This is a genomic window from Paenibacillus sp. FSL L8-0641 (assembly GCF_038006265.1).
In the GTDB taxonomy this organism is placed as follows: Bacteria; Bacillota; Bacilli; order Paenibacillales; family Paenibacillaceae; genus Paenibacillus; species Paenibacillus polymyxa_D.
On record NZ_JBBOUW010000001.1, the window covers coordinates 4,376,199 to 4,395,633 of the forward strand.

General features: G+C 45.4%; 20 protein-coding genes. 8 read left to right on the forward strand and 12 right to left on the reverse strand.

Annotated elements, in window-relative coordinates:
- Positions 1–339: 339 nt before the first annotated feature.
- Complete coding sequence (gene hemQ, locus MKY16_RS19805) at positions 340–1,119, forward strand: hydrogen peroxide-dependent heme synthase (RefSeq protein WP_307353281.1); 780 nt, start codon at positions 340–342, stop codon at positions 1,117–1,119.
- Positions 1,120–1,200: 81 nt separating this feature from the next.
- Here the strand turns inward: hemQ and MKY16_RS19810 are convergent, their stop codons facing one another.
- The 4 genes from MKY16_RS19810 to MKY16_RS19825 all read right to left on the reverse strand — a co-directional run bounded on the left by MKY16_RS19810 (position 1,201) and on the right by MKY16_RS19825 (position 5,647).
- Positions 1,201–2,367, reverse strand: coding sequence for an ABC transporter permease (locus MKY16_RS19810; RefSeq protein ID WP_340956747.1), 1,167 nt, complete (start codon positions 2,365–2,367; stop codon positions 1,201–1,203).
- The gene (locus MKY16_RS19815; RefSeq protein ID WP_340956750.1) at positions 2,364–3,701 is read right to left on the reverse strand and encodes an HlyD family secretion protein; all 1,338 of its coding nucleotides are present in this window, start codon (positions 3,699–3,701) and stop codon (positions 2,364–2,366) included. Before MKY16_RS19815 ends, MKY16_RS19810 begins: the two co-directional genes overlap by 4 nt.
- 114 nt (positions 3,702–3,815) lie before the next feature.
- Positions 3,816–4,322 (reverse strand): MarR family winged helix-turn-helix transcriptional regulator, encoded by a 507-nt coding sequence (locus tag MKY16_RS19820; protein ID WP_318628002.1) that lies wholly within the window; start codon positions 4,320–4,322, stop codon positions 3,816–3,818.
- Positions 4,323–4,456: 134 nt separating this feature from the next.
- Positions 4,457–5,647 (reverse strand): NAD(P)/FAD-dependent oxidoreductase, encoded by a 1,191-nt coding sequence (locus tag MKY16_RS19825; RefSeq protein ID WP_025724040.1) that lies wholly within the window; start codon positions 5,645–5,647, stop codon positions 4,457–4,459.
- Positions 5,648–5,878: 231 nt separating this feature from the next.
- Here MKY16_RS19825 and MKY16_RS19830 point away from each other — a divergent pair, with 231 nt between their 5' ends.
- A complete protein-coding gene (locus MKY16_RS19830) occupies positions 5,879–6,883 on the forward strand; it encodes an NAD(P)/FAD-dependent oxidoreductase (RefSeq protein ID WP_340933088.1) in 1,005 nt (334 codons plus the stop codon).
- 160 nt (positions 6,884–7,043) lie between these two features.
- On the opposite strand, the gene MKY16_RS19835 is transcribed toward MKY16_RS19830, so the two are convergent.
- Together MKY16_RS19835 and MKY16_RS19840 are read right to left on the reverse strand one after the other, a co-directional pair.
- Entirely contained in the window at positions 7,044–7,187 is a 144-nt protein-coding gene (locus tag MKY16_RS19835) for a sporulation histidine kinase inhibitor Sda (RefSeq protein WP_007431918.1), read from the reverse strand.
- A 282-nt stretch (positions 7,188–7,469) separates the two neighbouring features.
- Positions 7,470–8,126 carry a YheC/YheD family protein gene (locus tag MKY16_RS19840; protein ID WP_165148519.1) on the reverse strand — a complete coding sequence of 219 codons (657 nt, stop codon included), beginning with the start codon at positions 8,124–8,126 and terminating at the stop codon, positions 7,470–7,472.
- A gap of 216 nt (positions 8,127–8,342) precedes the next feature.
- Here MKY16_RS19840 and MKY16_RS19845 point away from each other — a divergent pair, with 216 nt between their 5' ends.
- Positions 8,343–9,878, forward strand: a complete 1,536-nt coding sequence (locus MKY16_RS19845; protein ID WP_029518238.1) for a Ppx/GppA phosphatase family protein — start codon at positions 8,343–8,345, stop codon at positions 9,876–9,878.
- Here MKY16_RS19845 and ppk1 read toward each other — a convergent pair.
- Complete coding sequence (gene ppk1, locus MKY16_RS19850) at positions 9,838–11,946, reverse strand: polyphosphate kinase 1 (RefSeq protein ID WP_029518237.1); 2,109 nt, start codon at positions 11,944–11,946, stop codon at positions 9,838–9,840. The genes MKY16_RS19845 and ppk1 overlap by 41 nt on opposite strands.
- A gap of 307 nt (positions 11,947–12,253) precedes the next feature.
- Between ppk1 and MKY16_RS19855 the strand changes: the two genes are divergently transcribed.
- From MKY16_RS19855 to MKY16_RS19865, 3 genes are all read left to right on the forward strand, one after another.
- Positions 12,254–12,499 carry a hypothetical protein gene (locus MKY16_RS19855; RefSeq protein WP_029518236.1) on the forward strand — a complete coding sequence of 82 codons (246 nt, stop codon included), beginning with the start codon at positions 12,254–12,256 and terminating at the stop codon, positions 12,497–12,499.
- Between the two features lie 201 nt (positions 12,500–12,700).
- Positions 12,701–13,363 carry a futalosine hydrolase gene (locus MKY16_RS19860; RefSeq protein ID WP_340956752.1) on the forward strand — a complete coding sequence of 221 codons (663 nt, stop codon included), beginning with the start codon at positions 12,701–12,703 and terminating at the stop codon, positions 13,361–13,363.
- Positions 13,364–14,221: a 1,4-dihydroxy-6-naphthoate synthase gene (locus tag MKY16_RS19865; protein WP_340956754.1), complete on the forward strand. Its 858-nt coding sequence runs from the start codon at positions 13,364–13,366 to the stop codon at positions 14,219–14,221.
- 157 nt (positions 14,222–14,378) lie between these two features.
- Here the strand turns inward: MKY16_RS19865 and MKY16_RS19870 are convergent, their stop codons facing one another.
- The 4 genes from MKY16_RS19870 to MKY16_RS19885 form a co-directional block, all read right to left on the reverse strand.
- Positions 14,379–14,699, reverse strand: a complete 321-nt coding sequence (locus MKY16_RS19870; RefSeq protein WP_023990165.1) for a hypothetical protein — start codon at positions 14,697–14,699, stop codon at positions 14,379–14,381.
- 313 nt (positions 14,700–15,012) lie between these two features.
- The gene (locus tag MKY16_RS19875) at positions 15,013–15,303 is read right to left on the reverse strand and encodes a hypothetical protein (protein WP_029518233.1); all 291 of its coding nucleotides are present in this window, start codon (positions 15,301–15,303) and stop codon (positions 15,013–15,015) included.
- A 105-nt stretch (positions 15,304–15,408) separates the two neighbouring features.
- Positions 15,409–16,023 (reverse strand): hypothetical protein, encoded by a 615-nt coding sequence (locus MKY16_RS19880; protein WP_039272697.1) that lies wholly within the window; start codon positions 16,021–16,023, stop codon positions 15,409–15,411.
- An 84-nt stretch (positions 16,024–16,107) separates the two neighbouring features.
- Entirely contained in the window at positions 16,108–17,037 is a 930-nt protein-coding gene (locus MKY16_RS19885) for a DMT family transporter (protein WP_340956758.1), read from the reverse strand.
- A 149-nt stretch (positions 17,038–17,186) separates the two neighbouring features.
- Here MKY16_RS19885 and MKY16_RS19890 point away from each other — a divergent pair, with 149 nt between their 5' ends.
- Together MKY16_RS19890 and MKY16_RS19895 are read left to right on the forward strand one after the other, a co-directional pair.
- Positions 17,187–18,065 (forward strand): LysR family transcriptional regulator, encoded by an 879-nt coding sequence (locus MKY16_RS19890; RefSeq protein ID WP_029518230.1) that lies wholly within the window; start codon positions 17,187–17,189, stop codon positions 18,063–18,065.
- A gap of 193 nt (positions 18,066–18,258) precedes the next feature.
- The gene (locus MKY16_RS19895) at positions 18,259–18,966 is read left to right on the forward strand and encodes a DUF421 domain-containing protein (protein ID WP_340956760.1); all 708 of its coding nucleotides are present in this window, start codon (positions 18,259–18,261) and stop codon (positions 18,964–18,966) included.
- Positions 18,967–18,986: 20 nt separating this feature from the next.
- On the opposite strand, the gene MKY16_RS19900 is transcribed toward MKY16_RS19895, so the two are convergent.
- The gene (locus tag MKY16_RS19900) at positions 18,987–19,430 is read right to left on the reverse strand and encodes a ferritin-like domain-containing protein (RefSeq protein WP_445744873.1); all 444 of its coding nucleotides are present in this window, start codon (positions 19,428–19,430) and stop codon (positions 18,987–18,989) included.
- Positions 19,431–19,435 lie beyond the last annotated feature (5 nt).

Consider the following 19,435-nt stretch of genomic DNA (forward strand, 5'->3'; position numbering starts at 1 on the left):
ATTCTTCCTTTCCTGACATAACGGTCTCCAAGATGTTTTTCTATTCTATCATACTTGCCTTCTGGTGGGACCAACAAAATAAGGGCAATTGTTCTCCTTTTTGGCAGCCGTATTCGTCTGAGTTCTACTTTTTTCGAGAATACTAACTATTTTATGACTTTGTGACCTGCATCATGGTAAAAATAAAATTCTTCACACTTCTTTCATTGGTGAAAAGCTTTACTTTGAGCTACAATATAATGGTTAAGTATCACGTATTGGATACAGGAATGATATTAGGAAGTACACATATTTCGGCTAAGCCGATTACCATTTACAGATCGTAAAGGAGTGTAGATCGTGAGTCAACATCAACCTCAACAAACCCCAGCAACACCTAACGAAGTAGCCTCCACACTGGAAGGCTGGTATGCGCTTCACGATTTTCGGTCCATCAACTGGACAGCATGGAAGACCGCAGACGATGAAGAGCGCGCCGGAGCACTGGACGAGCTTCAAGAGTTTATGAAGGAATGGAACGTTACCGAGGAAGCGGGTCTGGGCAGCTCAGCTGTCTATACTGTAGTCGGACAAAAGGCTGATTTTGTCATGATGCACCTGCGCGAAACGCTGGAAGACCTCAATAAACTGGAAAATGATTTTAACAAAACAACCTTCGCCAAATATACAACTAAAACCTACTCTTATGTGAGTGTGGTGGAACTGAGCAATTATTTGAGCAAAGATGAAGATCCTATGCAAAATCCACAAATTGTCGCACGCTTGAAGCCTGTATTAAACAAGGCTCGTTATATTTGCTTCTATCCAATGAACAAAAAACGTGATCTGAACGATAACTGGTACATGCTTTCAATGGACGAGCGTCGCACCTTGATGCGCAGCCACGGTTTAATTGGACGCAGCTATGCTGGCAAAGTAAAACAAATCATTTCCGGTTCCGTCGGCTTTGACGATTGGGAATGGGGCGTAACACTGTTCTCCGATGACGCACTTCAGTTCAAGAAGCTAATCTACGAAATGCGTTTTGATGAAGTCAGTGCCCGTTACGGTGAATTCGGCTCCTTCTATGTCGGCAGCGTGTTGAATGAAGAGACATTTGAAGACATGTTAAAGCTGTAAAGCACAACCGTCAGTACCATATCGCAGCATACAATTAAGGATTCCGCGAACTCCCACTTTCGGGACGACGGAATCCTTTTTTTATTGCAGCACAGGCTCGACCCCTACGGATATATCCTCACTTTTCGCCAGCTTTCTTTTCTCCAAAGCGATCAGGATAAAGATAATAAGCAGCAAACCACTTAGTAAGACCAAAAAGCCTCCCAACTCGGGAATAAAATATTTTAAGCTCCCACCTTTGAAGCCCATCCCTCTCAAAAACTTGAAATGCCAGGTCAATGGAAGAATATTACTAATATATTGCAGCGATGTAGGCAGCATAGCTACTGGCAATTGAGCGCCGCTCAGTAAAAACGAAGGCAGTATAATTAGCATGAGGCGTGGGGAAGCTTTTCCCGGATTCGCCGCATTCCACCCTAAAGCCATCGCAAACAAACTCAACGTAATCGTGTACAGGAGAAATGGAATACTGAGCTGCCATACATTCGCTTCAAAGCGTAGTCCGCCAATTTGCTTAAGTAAACCAATGGACAGGTAAAAGGACACACATCCTACTAACGCATACGGCAACACCCTAAGAATCAAACCATACGAAAACTGAAGCTCCTCTTTTAATCTTCCTTGCTCCCGCAATCGCGGGACAATTGTCAGTACAGTAGCACCCATCAGTGAAATCATGACCGTATTAATGAACCCCATAACTGAGGTCATCAAAGTAGCATTGGTAGGATTATATAACAGGCGCTGCTGAAGCAGCATATTGGAAGTAAGCCCTGTAACCTGGCTGTCACTCATTCCCATCCCCTTTAATCCACCACCAGCCAGCATCGCATTTTCCGTCGCCATGATCTCTGTGACTGCCGAGCGTAGATTTCCAGTAGCCTGACCTACCGTATTATCTACATAAAAACCGATGTTGCTCTGAACTCCTTTAATCCTATTTTCCTCCAACCCAGCTGGAAGATAAATCACCGCAAAAAACTTTTCATTATATAAAAGTAAATTCGGATCGGCTTCATTCTCTTGCACATGGCGTACATCAATATACTGCGATGCATCCAATTTATTAATAAGCTGTCGGCTATAACTGCTATGATCTAAATCGACTACAGCTACAGAGGCATCGTTAAGCTGATTATTTTTAAAAACAAATCCAAAGGCTACAGCTACTACGATAGGAACGAGCAGCATGATAAAAACCATCTTACCACTGATCATCAGCTTCCATTCTTCTATAAACGCCTTCATTTCGTCACAACCTCTACCGTCATTCCAGGTAATAATTCAGATGTTCGCTGGACATCCACCCGCACTTGGAAGGAGCTTATATCCGACAGACCTTTGTCCCGACTCATTCTCATGTTGGTATACTGAGGGGCAGAAGTAATGTACCTCACCTTGCCTTGGACATCTTTATCTAAAGCTACGACGTGCGTATTCACATTTCCCCCAGCTTTAAACTGTGACATGGAATCCTCGCCCACATAAATATCGTAGTATAGCTGATTGGTTTCAATAACGACGCCCGTTGCCCCCGTAGAAACGATCTCTCCCATTTTAGGTACAATACGCGACACCTTACCATCTGCGGATGCCTTCAGCACCATACGTCCGCGCTGCAATTCCAAAGTTTTGAGTTGAACACTTAATGCCTGCTTTTGTTGAGCCAGAAGATCCACATTGTATTCGCTATTCTTAACATCTTTTCGTGTTTGCGAGGTTTGAGTCAAGGCTTCCTTGGCTTTTTCTGTTTTGATACGAGCCTGCTGGCGTTCCTCAGCCGTTGCGCCAGCCTCCATTTTATCCAAAGCGGTTTGCTGCTGAGCGATCCCATTTTTAGCAATGTCCGATTGTTTGCTAGCCGCTATAATCTGGTTTTTGGCAACTTCAACCTGATCTGTAGCTGTATCTAACGCGATTTGGGCATTATCCAGTTGGTTTTTGGCGTTATCCAGTTCTGCTTTGGTTCCAGCTCCAGCATCATATAACGCTTTGATACGGTTGTAATTCACATTAGCCAAGTCCAGAGCCTGTTGTCTGGATGATACTGTTTTTTGCGCGATTTCCGCATTCCTTTTGGCTGTCTCTACTCCTGTCAGAGCTGCGTCCAACGATTGCTGTGCTGCTTCAATAGCCAGCTTTTGTCTTAGAATATCCTCCGCACGTGTTCCTTGATTTAATAAGGACTCTCCTGCTTGCGCGGCTTGAATGTCCAATTGTCCCTGTTTTTCTGAAGTTGAAATTTTCTCCGACTGATTTTGCAGCCCGTCTTTAGCCTGTTTTATTTTCACATCAGCCTGTGCGATATCCGTTTTTAATTTCTCAATTTGCAAATCAAGGTCTACAGGATCGAGGGTCATGAGCACATCCCCTTTTTTCACCTGTTGTTCTTCCTTCACCTCAATCGTGTTTACTCTTCCCCCTACGCCCTGAAAAGCAACATTTACGGTATCTGCCGTAAGCAGTGTGTTTTTTTGTTGGGCTGCCATACTCACAGCATCCTTGCCGCTCATTGCCATCAGCGTACCTCCGGTACCTAATGCAACAACAAGTAGCACGTACACAATGATCTTTTTATTCATTGCAATAAACTCTCCTTCATGATGATTTAGCCAATGATAGTTAAAAAATAATAGTCAAAAACAAATAAGGAATCTGATAGTACGACGTCTAACTATTTAAGCCGGGAAATTTGATTATTCCCGTTTTATCCGTTCAAGTCCTGAAGAAAACTTATTTAATAACGTAGCAAATAGAATATGATCTTCCTTAGTAAATTCATTCATTAAATCCGAAAAAAGCTGGATGAACATCGGAATTTTTTCCGTCATTAACTGTTTTCCTTCATCAGTCAAGGAGATCGCGGTCATACGTCGATCCGTCAGCGTACTTCTTCGGATGATGCCGTCCCGTTCCAGCTTATCAATTACGCTGGTTACTGTTGAACGAGTAACCCCTGAATATTCAGCCAGCTCTGATGGAGTCAATGCACGTTCATGTAAAAACAATGGCATTAAAATTTTCAGGTTGCCTACAGATAGCCCATATTCCGAGAGTCTGGAAGACACTCCATTGTACACTTCATGTGCTGCCTGCACGAAAAGTACCCACGTATTCAACGATTGGGAGTCCACATTTGGAAACTTTTCAGTCAATAAATGTATTCTCTTGGGATCGGCATTGATTTTAAAATCAGAATTCAATGTGAAGCTCCCCCTCTGTAATTAGTAATCATACTATACGACGTCAAATAGTTATGAGTCAATATCTTTTTTTGTTCATTGAAATAAAAAAGGCCTCCAAGCTCCTTTCAAGGAGTCATGGAAACCTTCTGGCCTTAGAAAAACCGTCCTTTTTTCAGTACCAGTGGAATTCCGCCTATGATGAACAGATAGCGGAGATCGACAATTTTTTTCAATTGTGCGGCCACCCAACCTTTTATTTTGCGCTTGCCCACCACGGCGACGGCTTCGCCTTTTCCAAGAGAAGCAACCGTCCCTTTATTGGAAAATACGAACTTGTGCAGCTCCTTTTTGCGAAGAGTAGCGGCCAGATTCTTGGCACAAAGGACCCCTTGCTGCATCGCAATTTGGGCAGTCGGTGGATAAGGGCGTCCTTCGGGATTAAACATCAAGGAGCTGTCCCCGATAATAAAAATATCATCGTGGCCCGGTGCACGCAGAAAATCGTCGATTTTCACCCTTCCACGCATCACTTCGAATCCAGCTTTCTCAATTAATCCGTTTCCACGAATCCCTCCCGTCCAGACCACCGTGCAGGCTTCGATTTTCTCACCCTCACCAACGATTACACCATCCTGCAAGCATTCCTTAATCGGAATTCCAATGCGGAAGGTGACCCCTTTACGCTTAAGGACATCCATCGCATACTCCACCAGTTCAGGATCAAACCCCGGCAGTGCCGTAGGAGCTGCCTCGACGTTAATGATTTGAATCCGGTTAAAGTCGATGTCATAAGCTCTAGCCAGCTGTGGCAAACGATCCGCCAACTCCGCCACAAACTCAATGCCGCTAAAACCGGCGCCCCCTACGACGAAATTGAGGCGACCTGGTTTACCATCATTTTTATACAGGGCCAGCTGGTATTCAATATGCTCCCGAATCAGGCGAACGGAGTTAATACTGCGAATCGTCAGCGCAAACTTATCCATCCCCGGAATGCCAAATGTTTCTGGCTCCCCGCCTAGTCCAATGACCAAATAATCATAGGACAGCGAGCCGTCCTCCAGCACGATTTTTTTCTCCTTTGGTATGATTTCCTTAACCGTTCCTTTGACTAAATCCACCTTGAACTCATCGATTAGCTGCGCAATCGGAATCCTTGAATGCTCAATCGTATCCGTACCTGCCGCAGGCATATGAAGATGTGTCGTAATATAGTGGTAATCATGACGGTTGATCAGCGTGACATCCGCCTCATTGTGCTTGAGCTCCTTTTGCAATTGCTGAGCCGTCAATATACCGCCATATCCGGCGCCCACAATGACAATTTTGGGAATACTGCTCATGCTTTTACCCCTTCCGATATACATAATTATTCGAAGCTGTTCTCTCAAAACGGTTAATTTACACTCACAAAAAAGTCTTCATCAAATATTAATAGCTTTAACTTTGCAAGCGGAACCTGGCAGTTTATAATGATAAACAGTGAATCATGCGTTCGGCGGCTATCTGAACCTCTATGCGGCTGATTCAATAATTACAAATTCCATACTATCCCTTTCGGAGGTGTTTTTAGAGTGACAACTCAATCCACAGGCGCGGAGATCCGCGATCTGATCATTATTGGAGGCGGTCCAGCCGGTATTTTCGCCGCTTTTTACGGAGGAATGCGTCAGGCATCCGTCACCTTAATTGAAAGTATGCCCCAACTGGGCGGCCAGCTTGCAGCCCTTTATCCTGAAAAATATATTTATGACGTTGCTGGCTTTCCTAAAGTAACTGCACAGGAACTGGTCAACAATTTGGTTCAACAAATGAACCACTTTAATCCAGAAGTGCAGCTAGAAGAGAAAGTCGTATCGTTAGAGAAAAAAGAAGAACGCCACTTCATTGTAAAAACAGACAAAGGTGGCGAGTATCATGGTAAGGCGGTTATTATTACCGCTGGTGTTGGTGCTTTCGAGCCGCGCAGACTGGAGCTTCCAGGTGCCGAACATTTTGAAAAAACGAACCTGCATTACTTTGTTAGCGACCTGAGCAAATTTGCAGGCCGAAAAGTGCTAATCAGTGGTGGCGGTGACTCTGCCGTAGACTGGGCACTCATGCTGGAACCAATTGCAGAACAGGTTACATTGATTCACCGCCGCGACAAATTCCGTGCGCATGAACACAGTGTCGAAAACCTCCTGGCATCCAAAGTAAATGTTATTACACCAACGGAAATTACAGAATTGCATGGAGAAGACACGATTACGAAAGTCACTCTTGCTCATGTAAAAACCAAAGAAACACAGGAAATCGAAGTGGACGATGTGATCGTTAACTTTGGATTTGTATCCACACTTGGCCCGATTGCTGAATGGGGAATTGAAATCGAAAGTAATTCCATCGTGGTCGATTCTCGCCAGGAAACCAATATTCCCGGCATTTTCGCCGCAGGAGATATTACAACCTATCCAGGCAAGCTCAAGCTGATTGCGGTCGGCTTTGGTGAAGCCCCTACGGCAGTCAACAACGCCAAGGTCTATGTAGATCCAGATGCCAAGTTGTCTCCTGGTCACAGCAGTAACATGAAATTGTAGTCTAGTTTAGACTATGACAAAAAAGGGTATTTTACTCCAAATTTGAATGTTTGGAGTGAAATACCCTTTTTTACGGTGTGCCTATTCGTTGCAGTGATTGTCTGTAAAGCCATTCGAACCCTGAATGACTTTACAGTCGCAGTACGAGAGCTTGTCCGGTCTAATGAAGGACTACGGCTGTATTCATCTCTAGATTTCTTTTGTGAATTTCAGCCAGCAACAGTGCAATGAAGTCACATTCAAGTTTAAGCTCGATTGCCATCTGATAGGAATCCAAAAGCATCTCATCCGTCAGCATAGCCATCCTCGACACAACCTTTCCTTTTATTTCAAAATCTATTCTATCAAAATACCAAAAACGGAACAAGCGTTCTGTTATCCACAGCCAATTGTGGAAATCCTGTGTATAAATTGTTGGTAAGTGTCGTTAACCCTTATATGTGACAGGGGATAATGTGGACAATATTTATACACAGAATTTTGAAGCTTGAACACAAAAAAAATATTTTTATTATTTATACAAATATATTATATTTAGCGTCTTGTTAATAGATTAAATTGGGATTTTATTGAAGAAAACAGAAATTTATTGAGGTCTTGTATTAACCTCTAAAATCCATACCCTTCCATTCTGATCAAGCCCGTAATCAAATCCTAGTTGTCCAATCCCAGGAAACCTTTTTTCCAGCACAGGAATACAGCGCTGTGTAAGTTCAATGATCTCTCGCCGCTTTCGCGTAGCAAGCCGCCGGGGATATATCATTCGAAGCGCATCTGTTCCCTTCAGCAAAGTTCCCCCTCTGCACAGATTCGTAATGACCAGTCCGGGACGAGCATGACGTGCAACTACCGCACGAAAATCCCATCTCTGCCCTTCCTTCACAACTTTGACTCGATAGTCGACAGGTCTACCTTGAATACTTGCCAGTTGGATCCCTTGTTGAATGAGATATGGGCGTTGGATTCGGAGCTTATGGATTCCGATTACAAGTGCTCTAAAATGACTGAACCGGTGCGTGTGCTCCATACGCGTGCAGGTGTATCCCCTACGCTCCTTTGCCACACGCATGACTCCGATTCCTCCGCCTCCTTTTACAGGTTTTATAAACACAAAAGCATGCCGCCGCAGCATCATGCGCAATTGATCTTCACTATATAGACAGGTTTCCGGTATATAAACGGCGGTATGTGGATGGTGGAGCAGCGCCTTCGTCTTTAGCCATTTGCTTGCAAGTTGTCTCATCTAACCCTCTCCTTTCGCCGTCAGGTATACTTATACATACTCAACAGGAATGTTCTATTCTTGGATGATTGTCCGCGGCATGTGTCTATTTCGACAAGATCATGGCGAACGGTAGCATGCACCGAATATCACTGGTACAATGACAATAATCTACTACCATTTGCACGGAACAGCGGAATTTACCGCCAAATCGTTTTTCAACAAGGAGGTCAACTCATGAATAGCAAAATTGGCATCATGGACATTGGCTCAAACTCCATACGTCTGGTGATCTATGAAATGACAGAGACAGGAGCCTATCGCATTGTGCAGGAATGCAAAGAAGCTGCCCGACTGAGCGAAAAGGTTGGGGCCAACGGCCGTATGGAACGGGAGGCGATTCGAAGCATCGCTCCATTGTTGCGCCAATTTATGGCGGTATGCCATATGCACGGGGTTGTCCGTATGCGTGCAGCAGCAACAGCAGCCATCCGCAATGCCACGAATTCGGACGAAATCGTCCAATGGATTGCGGAGGAGACAAATTTAACACTGGAAATACTGAGCGGAGAGCAAGAAGGCTATGCCGGTTTTCTGGGTGTAGTGAACACTATGAATGTGAGTGATGGAATCATCATTGACATCGGGGGTGGCAGTACCGAAATTACGCTGTTCCGCGATCGAAAGCGACTGCATACGGTGTCATTTCCCTTTGGCGCCGTCAATATGAACTGGCGCTTTGGACGTGAGGTCAAGAATGGCGAATGGTCTCCTCAGCAGATTGAGGAAATGGAGAGCTTTGTCCGTTCTTCACTGCAAAATCATGATTGGATCTTCTCCAATCCGGATCTGCCATTCATCGGGCTAGGTGGGACCCTGCGTACTTTGGCTAAAATCAATCAGAAGCGGCAGGATTACTCACTTCCTGTGACGCACCATTACGAAATGACGATAGAAGATGTCGATTACTTCTATGGCAGTCTGCCCCATCTTCCCTATGAAAAACGCAAAAAAACAGCCGGCCTGTCCAAGGACAGAGCCGACATCATTGTACCGGGTCTTATTATATTGAAAACGATATTTGAAGCTGCTCAAGGCTCCGCGTATCTGGTCAGTGGAGCGGGTCTGCGAGACGGCCTATTTCATGAGCTGGTCAACGCTGAACAGCCCGTGGTAGCTAATCCGCTTATCACATCCATTCGCAATATCCTTTCGTTTGCTGTCCCGGTTAGCGAAGCGCATGTCAAGCGGGTTAACGAGTACGCCGTCCGGCTCTATGACACATTAGCTAGCGGAACCTCAGCTGCTATGGACAAACGTTTGTTACTGACCGCAGCAACTCTTTACAAAACGGGAGCTGCCTTGAATTACTATCATTTTCGCCAGAATTCCGTGTTCTGGATCTTACATGCAGGCATTGGCGGTCTATCCCATAGGGAAACGGTACTAGCCGCGTTGATCGCGGATTACCATCCCAAGAACCGGACCCCCCGTTTGCTACGCACACATGCGGATATTTTGGAGCCTTCCGACGAGGAACGTGTACATCGGCTCGGCTCGCTGCTCCAGCTCGCGATTGGCATGGATCGGAGTGAGTCCGGAATGATTACCAGCATCAATCCTACTACAGGGGATGACGCAATGCATCTTCGTTTGGAAAGCAAGAGTGAACCCATATTAGAACAACGAGAACTAGAATCCGTTGCGAAAGATTTCCAAAAGGCGTGGAACCTCACATTGTCGTGGTCCATTCTACCTTCTTCCAATTTCTAACCTTCATCGCTTCAGATTGGCTCCTGATGGGAGCCTCTTTGTCGTTTCTGGACACAAATTGATAGCTGCCATTAGGCAAAAGCTGGCGCGCCTTCACATTATCCCTTAACGATAAATGCAGAATATCTGCCAGCATTTCTTTGATCCCGTCATCATAAATCGGGCACATCAGTTCAATTCGGCGGGTCAAATTGCGCGTCATCCAATCCGCACTGGACAGAAATAACTCGGATTTCCCTCCATTTTCAAAATAAAACAATCTGGAATGCTCCAGAAAGCGGTCTACAATACTGATGACACGTATATTCTCGCTGAATCCTTCCACACCGGGACGCAAACAGCAGACCCCTCTGATGATAAGATCAATCTTCACACCTGCTTGGGAAGCCGCATATAGTTCATCGATCATCTCCTGATTGGATAAGGAGTTGATCTTGGCAATAATCCGGGCGGGCTTACCTGCCAATGCTTGCTCTGCTTCCCTACGGATGAGTTCAAACAGCTTGTTCTTCATTCCCGTTGGAGCCACCGTAAAAGCTTGCAAAGTCTTGAGCGCAGAGAATCCCGTGATTTCATTAAACAGTTCGGAGGCATCCTCACCAAGTACTGGATCCGACGTAAACAATCCGATATCCGTATACACACGCGCCGTGCTTTCATTATAATTGCCTGTACCTACATGCACATATCGTTTGAGTGCGTTGCGCTCATGGCGTATGACAAGAATGATTTTGGCGTGCGTCTTCAAGCCAACCAACCCATACACTACGTGACAGCCTGCTTTTTCAAGCGTACGCGCCCAGGCAATATTACGTTCCTCGTCAAAACGGGCTTTCAGCTCCACCACCACTGTTACCTGCTTGCCCGATTCGGCCGCACGTGCCAATGCCGGAATCAGCTTCGATTCCCCGTTGACACGGTACAGGGTCATTTTGATTGCCATCACATCCGGGTCCTCTGATGCCTCAATGATAAAATCAGTTACCGCATCGAATGATTCATACGGATGATACACGAGCACGTCCCGTTTGCGAAGTACGTTGAAAATATCCTCCTGCGGGGGCAGTTCTTCCGGATACAGTGGTTTGATTGCCGGGAATTTCAAATGCGAATACCCTTCCAAATGATCGGCAAAAGACGATAAAAATGTCAGATCCAACGGCCCGTCCACCTCAAAAACATGGTCGAACAGCTTGAATTCGCGTTGAAGCTCCATCAGGGCATAGGGATGAATCCCTTTTTCTACTTCCAATCTTACTGGCGCGCCCCGTCGTCTTCGACGCAGCTCTTTTTCAATCTCTTCGAGCAAATCTTCGATTTCTTCTTCATTAATGGATAAATCGGAGTTACGTGTCACACGAAAAGCATGAACGGCCTCTGGGATATACCCAGTGAACAGCGTTTGGATATGATGCTTGATCAGTTCCTCAATTAAAATAAATGATTTCTTCTTGCTATTGGAACGTAACGGCACTGTAACCACACGTGGAATATTCGAAGGCACCTGCACAATGGCAAAAAGCGGTTTATCCTCCTCCGTATCCCCCGGACGTCTCAAAACGACCGCTAAATATACGTATTTATTGTGAACGAGTGGAAAAGGACGGCTCTGATCGACCGCCATCGGCGTGAGCACCGGAAATATAATTTCATGAAAATATGCATCCAGCGACTTGCGCTGTGTCGTATTTAAGTCTTCATATTCGAGCAGTAAAAGACCTTTTTTCGTCAAGAGGCGGGAAATATCACGATAGGTCCGGTATTGTTCCGATACCATCGAGACAGTACGCTTGATCAGGCGTTTGTACAAACCGGAGGGGGTATATCCCGTAAAATCCTTTTGCATAAAACCCGCCTTGATTTTCTCGCGCGTCTCTGCAACACGAACAGCCATAAACTCATCCAAATTGCTAGATACAATCGCCAAAAATTTGGCTCTCTCCAGCAACGGTGTATCTGCATCCTGAGCTTCCTGAAGCACACGGCGATTAAATTCAATCCAGCTTAAATCTCGGTTAAAGTAACGTTCTGACCCGGCTTTATCCTTATTCTGACTCTCTATCAACATATGGCCTCCATCAATTCATGCAGTATAGTTACCCTTTATTGTACTATTAGATGAAACGCACTAGCATCACAGTAGTGTAAACGCAATGTAAAATGTGTGTAAACACAAACTGGATATTTGAAAAGGTCATTCGGATGCTTTACAAAAATAGCATTAAGCGGTACAGTGTTTACGTCTGTTTCATAGAGTAGATTGAAGAACCGTTTCTTTTTCAGTTGTTTATGTTCGTTATGATGTGTAGTAACCACTTAGAAGCCACATTCAATTGCTGATTTTCAAATGGCATGATATAGGGAGGATTTACGTTATGGAACCCAAGAAAACGCCACGCGTACTGCAAAAAAACATCGAATTTTTCACCGCAGCGCTGTCTCAACACCTCGTTACGGTCTGGCAAGAGGACCCTACAGGTGTATACTGTGAGATTGGCTGTGGATATATCGAGTTATTCAGTAGCGAGATGATTCGGGTGCGCAATCAAGATGGAACCCCAAGCCATTATGACCGCAATATTACCATGTTTCAGCTAATCACAAAGGATCAGCCGATATAATTATTATATGCTATGCCTGCGCTGTTCTTCCAGATTAGAATTGCTTTATGTTTACAACTACCGATTTTCATATCTGCTGAATCTTGCAGTTTTTTCAAAAAGCGCCTCAGAGCGCTTTTTTTGTCGACCTTTTTTGAACATCGTTTCGAAAAGCAGTATGATAAGGGAGCATATTACCTAAATTTAAAGGGGAATCAACCGATGGAGCATACAACATCAGATGAGCGCATCCTGGTTATGACCGCGGTTGAAGGCGAACGGGAAGCTGTACTGCGGGGCCTGAAAGGCGACACCCGTTTTGTGGTCGAGCTAGCTGGCGTGGGCGCACCGTCCGCGGCGGCTTCAACCGCGCTAGCACTGGCGGCGGCTGGTGACTACCGTCTGGTCATCAGCGCCGGAATTGGTGGCGGCTTCGCAGAGGTCGCTGCATTGGGGAGCGTCGTTGTTGCTGACGCGATCATTGCCGCCGACCTGGGGGCCGAGACGGCAGAGGGCTTCAGCAGCGTGGACGAGCTAGGTTTCGGCTCAAGCCGAATTGCCGTGAACGTTGCCATCGCGCAGCGATTGGTTCAGGCGTTGCGTGCCGCCGGACAGACGGCTGTCGCGGGGCCGATCCTGACCGTCTCTACGGCCACCGGTACGGCGGCAACAGCGGAACGGCTGGCCAAACGCGTTCCTGGAGCTGCTGCCGAAGCGATGGAAGGCTACGGCGTGGCCGTGGCGGCAAATAGGCTAGAACTGCCGACGATGGAAATCCGCACGATTTCCAATGCTGTCGGTCCACGTGACCGTGCAGCCTGGCGAATCAAAGAGGCTTTGCAAGCGTTGGAAGCCGCATTTTCTACATTAACGGAGGTTATATAGATGCAAATTGCTTTTTCACCTTGTCCCAACGACACTTTTGTCTTCCATGCCCTGGCGCATGGTTTGATTCCGGGCGCACCCGCGCTGGACATTACATTCGCCGATATCGACATCACCAACAATCTGGCGATCACACCAGACGGACTGGATATCATGAAAATTTCGTATGCTGCACTCCCTTGGGTACTGGATGAATATGCCCTGCTGCCTTGTGGGGGCGCACTGGGCCGGGGTTGTGGGCCACTCGTGCTGACCAAGGAAGGTTCCACCGTCAAAGGCCCGGAAGCCCTGTCCGGCAAGCGTGTAGCCGTTCCGAGTGAACGTTCCACTGCCTATCTGCTGTTCCGCCTGTGGGCGGCCAAGCATGTGCCTGGGGGTGTCGGCGAGATCGTCGTGATGCCGTTCGACCAAATTATGCCTGCTGTCCGTGACGGAAAGATAGATGCCGGACTAGTTATTCATGAAGCACGGTTCACGTATCCGTCCTACGGGCTTAGTAAGCAAGTCGATCTGGGGAACTGGTGGGAAGAAGATACAGGGCTGCCGATCCCGCTCGGAGCTATTATTGCCCGCCGTACGCTGGATCTGGATGCGATCACAAACTGGATACGCGCCTCTGTCGAATACGCTTGGCAGCATCCCGAAGCTTCGCGTGGATATGTATTGTCTCATGCGCAGGAGCTTTCACCTGATGTCGCCCAATCGCATATCGACCTATACGTTAACGATTTTACCGCCAATCTGGGCGACAGCGGATATGCCGCCATCGAAGCTTTGCTCGGTCGTGCCGCGCAGGAAGGGCTGGTACCTTCGTTTGATTTAGCCCAACTGCGCCCTACATCCACAACAATACGTTAAAAGGGACAGACATGCCTTGCATGTTTTCCTGCTGAATAGAGTAGCTTAAACATATAAAACCTCCCGAACGAGCACATGGCCTAGCCATGCGCCCCATTCGGGAGGTTTTATCATTTCATATGGCGAATCCACATTCGGACTCGCTTGATCCTTATTCTTAGTTCTGTTCCTGCTCCACAACCTCGGTCTTAAATACGTTATCCAGTTTGGTACCCAATCTTTTGACCAGCGGCACCTTGATATCCCGGCTCAGCTCCTTGAAAAAAGCGTCCATGTCACAATTAATCTTATCCAACACGACCTTCACGGTACCCTCTTCCAAGATCTGCTCATTCAGATCCTCCGGTACGGTAACCGAGATATCATACTTCTTGCTTAACGTTTTAATGTAGCGGGTAAAGATTTCGATAAGCTCCTCATTGTTGAACTTCTCAACTGCAACTTGCCCTTTGTTGGTAAATTTCAAATTCACTCTCACGTTAGCATTTCCCCTTTTCCTTTTGACCATTTATTTTGGATAAACGTTGAACCTTTCAGAGGCTCTTCAAAGAAAGGGCCTTACCGGTCGTTTTAGACTCTTGTCCTTTGATATACTAAGTATAACACATTAAGGCCGTTTTCATTTCCCAACTTGTCGTTTTATGATAAAAAATGATAAAATTTGCGCATTTTCAGCATAAATTCTTTCTTTTCATGCCAATCATTAGGAATATCCCCTACACAAATACACAAAAAAACGCCTATCTCGCAAAAGAAAGACGTTTCCGTATAGATGCCTAAGTGGTATGCATTTACAGAGGTTTCGTACATTCCCAACCATGTGAACGATACTCACGCACAGCGTCTCGTATATCCTCAATATCATCAGAGTGCAGCAAAACGGCAGGTAGAATAACCCAATATTCATTCTCCGCTAGATCAATAAATACGTCCTCGACATCGTAATATTGCATATCGCCAAATGCCGTGTCCCTGATCTTCTGTCCAACTAAAGGTGTAAACGGAGAATCAAATGTTTTCATCACCTTCGTATATTCCTTCACGCCCGTTGCCGAGATCTGCTGTGAAATAATGACGCTCAATGCTGTTACCTCCCTGACCTAATAATGCTCATTATACCCTTCTCTCAGACCCTCTACAAAACCTTGCGTAAAAAAAATCATAAAAATCAATACATTAGGTTCCTCCTACTGCTGACCGGTGAGTTTAAAAGTGCCGCCTTCCCGCTTCCCAAGCGGATAATTTTGAACCGTCATTTCCACCCTCGTATTCTTATCCCATACCGGAAGCTTGTCAGATGTACCGTACTCTTTCATAGCTATGTTTATGACTTCCTCCGCCTTCTTCGTCAATACAGCTGAGGACATATTATATTTACCATAACCTTGATAAGCACCGCCAAAACCAAGATTAGGTTGATTGTTCACATTCAGTAGCACACCCTTCAACGTGCCATCCTCTGTTACATCAAAAGTCACTTTTTCCAATACAAAATCATCGGTAACGACAGATGTCTGCTCTAACATATGCGTTATGGCTGACAGGTTAGCTGTTAATCTAACTCGTCCCAGTAGCGCCTCTGTATCGTTGTGTTGCTTCGTTAACGCTTGTGTTGTTTTATTTAGTGAAGCGTTCGCACTAGTTAAAGTATTGACCTTCGTATTCAGATTATAATTCCACACCGCCAAGGCTATACATCCTAGTACAGCTACTCCTGAAATGACTGTTGCTACAACTGCGAGCTTACGAACAGAATGTGCTTGCGGCTCCACAGACTGAGCATGACTGCTTAATTCTCCCATACCAAACTTCCTCTCTACTTATATAGTCATATTTTACTATTCCCTCCTCTGATAATCTAGTATATTTTTCCTAATTCCTTATTTCTATGCATTTGTACAGGAATTCGTTTCATCAGCCCTGGAGTTTCGGTTTTTTCGTTTTCCAGGAGATGCTGTATTTACCAGATACACACTGCCTGCAATCAGCACCAGCCCCATAACAAACGTCAAAGTAAGCGATTCCTTGAGCATTACCATACTAAAGACTGTGGACAACACCGGAATCATAAACGTATATGAGCCGACGGTTCCTGCATCTCCATTGTCGATCAGTTTAAAATAAATCATCCAGCCCATCGCAATCACGAATATCGAAATAAACAACAGAATTGCGATAAAGGAGGTTGTCCAGTGAATATCGCTCCATTTCTCGGTCGTAAATCCAATCCCATTGAGTATAATCCCTCCCAATACGAGCTGCACCGTCACCGCCCAAATGGAGTCCAGTTGCTGGCTTTTTTTCTTCATATAAATTGTTCCGAGCGCCCAGCACAATCCTGAAGCTAGCCCCAACACAATGCCCAGTACCGACAAATGCCCTGCCATCCCACCAGAGCTAATCACGATCACCCCGCCAAAACCTAGTACCAGTCCAATCACCTTCAGGGGAAACATGCGCTCCCCCAACCACATCCAAGAGAATAATCCCAACAGGATTGGCTGAAGGAATACTAAAGTGGAAAATAACCCAGCAGGCAAATAACGCAGCCCTACCGTCTGCAAGCCATAATAGCCTGCAATATTAAATATGGACAGCACAAGATAAGTCCACGCATTCTGTCTAAAACGCAAGGTTTCCCGGTGACGCATAGCGAACAATAGCAGAATCACACCACCCAGCAGGGTACGGATTCCTGAAAAAAATATCGGCGGCGTATCTGGCAAAGCCAGCTTGGTCAACGGCCAGTTGATCCCCCATACCATCACTAATATCAAGACAAGCCACAGCGTAGCTTTAGGTGTTAATTTTTTCATAGATGTCTTCTCTCCCTTAGATTTTTCATCGCTCATTGCTACCGACTAAAATCTGAATAGCCGTTTGCAAAGTTTTGCTTTACTAGCGTATACTGTGGTCACTAATAAATAAAATGAATGTTTTCAATAAGGGAGATAACTTTTCACTTATGACCATTACTCAGATTATGATCTTCGTTCGTGTAGCTGAAACGCTAAACTTCACCCAAACTGCCCATGAGCTGCATATGACGCAGCCCGCGGTCAGCCATGCCATCGCCAGCATCGAAAACGAGCTGGGTGTCCAGCTATTGCTGCGCGACCGAAAAAAAGGAGTGCTGCTGACAAATATCGGGCACAAGGTACTGCTGCAATTCCGTATGATGCTGCAAAGCATGGAAAAGGTACAGCAGCAGGTGGCTGCTGAAAAAGGTCTAGACGTGGGCACGATCACGATCGGTGCCTTTCCTTCTGCCTCAGCCTATTTTCTGCCCCCGATTATTCATCATATTCGTCAGCATTATCCGAACCTTGTTTTCGATCTACATGAAGGCTCCACGAATGAAGTCAAGGAGTGGGTGCATACCAGAGAAATCGAAGTCGGTATCATCCTGTTACCAGACCCTCAGGTAGATATCATCCCATTATGTCAGGATGACATGGTTATTCTCCTGCCAGACGGTCACCCTCTACAATCGCACAATAAAATTGCCATCCGTGACTTGAATGAGCAGGATATGATCTTTTGTAAAGGTGGACATGAGGTCGCCATTATGGAAGGTTTTGAACGCGAACAAAGTCAGTTGCAGGCACAATTCATTACTCACAATGTCAGCACCTTGGTCAGCATGGTTCGACAAGGACTGGGTATGGGCATTGTTTCTTCACTCGCCTTGTCCACGTTCCCCCATGATCTGACCGTCAAGGAGACTTCACCTCTGATCACACGTCAAATCGGTATCGCTGTACCATCCCTGCACAATGCTTCTCTGGCTGTACAGTTATTTGTGCGTACTGCGCAGGAGCTGTTTACGGATATGAAGCAGTAGAAGCATTGGATTATGAACATAAGGAGGTCTATTCATATGCAGAGAAATCAAATCATTCGACCAAATAGCTAAATTTCTAACCTATAAGCTTATACATCACATATAATGCATTAATTACACTGGTATATTATCCCATCCCAGCGGGTAACCTATATGCTGAATACCTGCAATTTTCAAACTAGGAGGGTTTTGCATGGATCATCTCGTTATTTTGATCAGAAGTTCTTCTGCATTCGTTATCCTCATGCTAATTGGGAGAATATTGGGGAAGCAAACCCTTTCCAATATGAACTTTCACGAATTCGTAACGGCAGTTATATTAGGAGCTATGGCTGCTAATTTTGCATTTAACCAAAAAATAGAAGTTGTCCACCTATTAATAGCCCTGTCTGTTTTTACAATTACTTCTTATGTTTTATCCAAGTTTTTTTTGAAATTCAGAAACTTTAAGATGTGGACAGAGGGAGCACCCACCGTTCTCATAGAAGGAGGGTTCATTCTCGAAGATAACCTAAAAAAAAATAATATGACATTGGATTCTTTAAACCAACAACTTCGCCAGAAAGAAATTTTTAATATAGAAGAAGTGCAGTACGCCCTCCTTGAGATTAACGGAAAACTATCTGTTCAAAAGAAAAAGGAACTGCAAGCCGTGACATTAAAAGACCTGCAGTTGAATGCAGGTAATGCCACACAGTTCCCAATTGAGCTTGTAATCGACGGACAGCTTTTGCATGGCAATTTAAACTCCAATCATATTCCCGAATCATGGCTGCTGTCTCAACTGAAGGCCCGCGACAAAAAGTTAGAGGACGTATTCTATGCCGTTAAAGGCAGCAACGGCCAACTCTATGTGGATGAATATAAGGATAAAATCCAGCATCCAATTGATGTGGAGTAGTATTGACTTTCGGTCAATAGTTACCTGAGATTCAACGTAATCAGATAATTGTATTTGGCAGCGTGCTTAAGCTCATCCAAAATGATACCATACACCGTGTCCTTATAGATACCAGCAGGCAAACCAAACCAGATGTTGCGATATCGTTCCACCGCACCCAACTCTCCCATCAAGGCGCGCTGTAGACCTTCTGTATAAGATTGCACCCTCTCATATTGCTCACTACTGATGCCTGCAATTTCCTGTCCTGTCAAAGCCCGATACATCTCTCTGAACATTTTATTGTGACCGCGCTCATCATTACGAATGCCTTCAATAATAGCCACCTGCTCTTGTGAGGGTGCCAAATTGATCAATTCATCGTAGAACAACTCATCGTTACGCTCCCCTTGTACCGCTTCCTTTATCATTTGTACTGCTTTCGGAAATCCTGTGTTCCAGATCGGTACAAAATCGGCCCGCATATAGT

Coding starts and splice junctions, on each gene's coding strand:
- MKY16_RS19810 (WP_340956747.1), bottom strand. CDS start 2,367: ATGAAGGCGTTTATAGAAGAATGGAAGCTGATGATCAGTGGTAAGATG.
- MKY16_RS19815 (WP_340956750.1), bottom strand. CDS start 3,701: ATGAATAAAAAGATCATTGTGTACGTGCTACTTGTTGTTGCATTAGGT.
- MKY16_RS19825 (WP_025724040.1), bottom strand. CDS start 5,647: ATGAGCAGTATTCCCAAAATTGTCATTGTGGGCGCCGGATATGGCGGT.
- MKY16_RS19835 (WP_007431918.1), bottom strand. CDS start 7,187: ATGGCTATGCTGACGGATGAGATGCTTTTGGATTCCTATCAGATGGCA.
- MKY16_RS19840 (WP_165148519.1), bottom strand. CDS start 8,126: ATGAGACAACTTGCAAGCAAATGGCTAAAGACGAAGGCGCTGCTCCAC.
- MKY16_RS19845 (WP_029518238.1), top strand. CDS start 8,343: ATGAATAGCAAAATTGGCATCATGGACATTGGCTCAAACTCCATACGT.
- ppk1 (WP_029518237.1), bottom strand. CDS start 11,946: ATGTTGATAGAGAGTCAGAATAAGGATAAAGCCGGGTCAGAACGTTAC.
- MKY16_RS19855 (WP_029518236.1), top strand. CDS start 12,254: ATGGAACCCAAGAAAACGCCACGCGTACTGCAAAAAAACATCGAATTT.
- MKY16_RS19860 (WP_340956752.1), top strand. CDS start 12,701: ATGGAGCATACAACATCAGATGAGCGCATCCTGGTTATGACCGCGGTT.
- MKY16_RS19865 (WP_340956754.1), top strand. CDS start 13,364: ATGCAAATTGCTTTTTCACCTTGTCCCAACGACACTTTTGTCTTCCAT.
- MKY16_RS19880 (WP_039272697.1), bottom strand. CDS start 16,023: ATGGGAGAATTAAGCAGTCATGCTCAGTCTGTGGAGCCGCAAGCACAT.
- MKY16_RS19885 (WP_340956758.1), bottom strand. CDS start 17,037: ATGAAAAAATTAACACCTAAAGCTACGCTGTGGCTTGTCTTGATATTA.
- MKY16_RS19890 (WP_029518230.1), top strand. CDS start 17,187: ATGACCATTACTCAGATTATGATCTTCGTTCGTGTAGCTGAAACGCTA.
- MKY16_RS19895 (WP_340956760.1), top strand. CDS start 18,259: ATGGATCATCTCGTTATTTTGATCAGAAGTTCTTCTGCATTCGTTATC.
- MKY16_RS19900 (WP_445744873.1), bottom strand. CDS start 19,430: ATGCGGGCCGATTTTGTACCGATCTGGAACACAGGATTTCCGAAAGCA.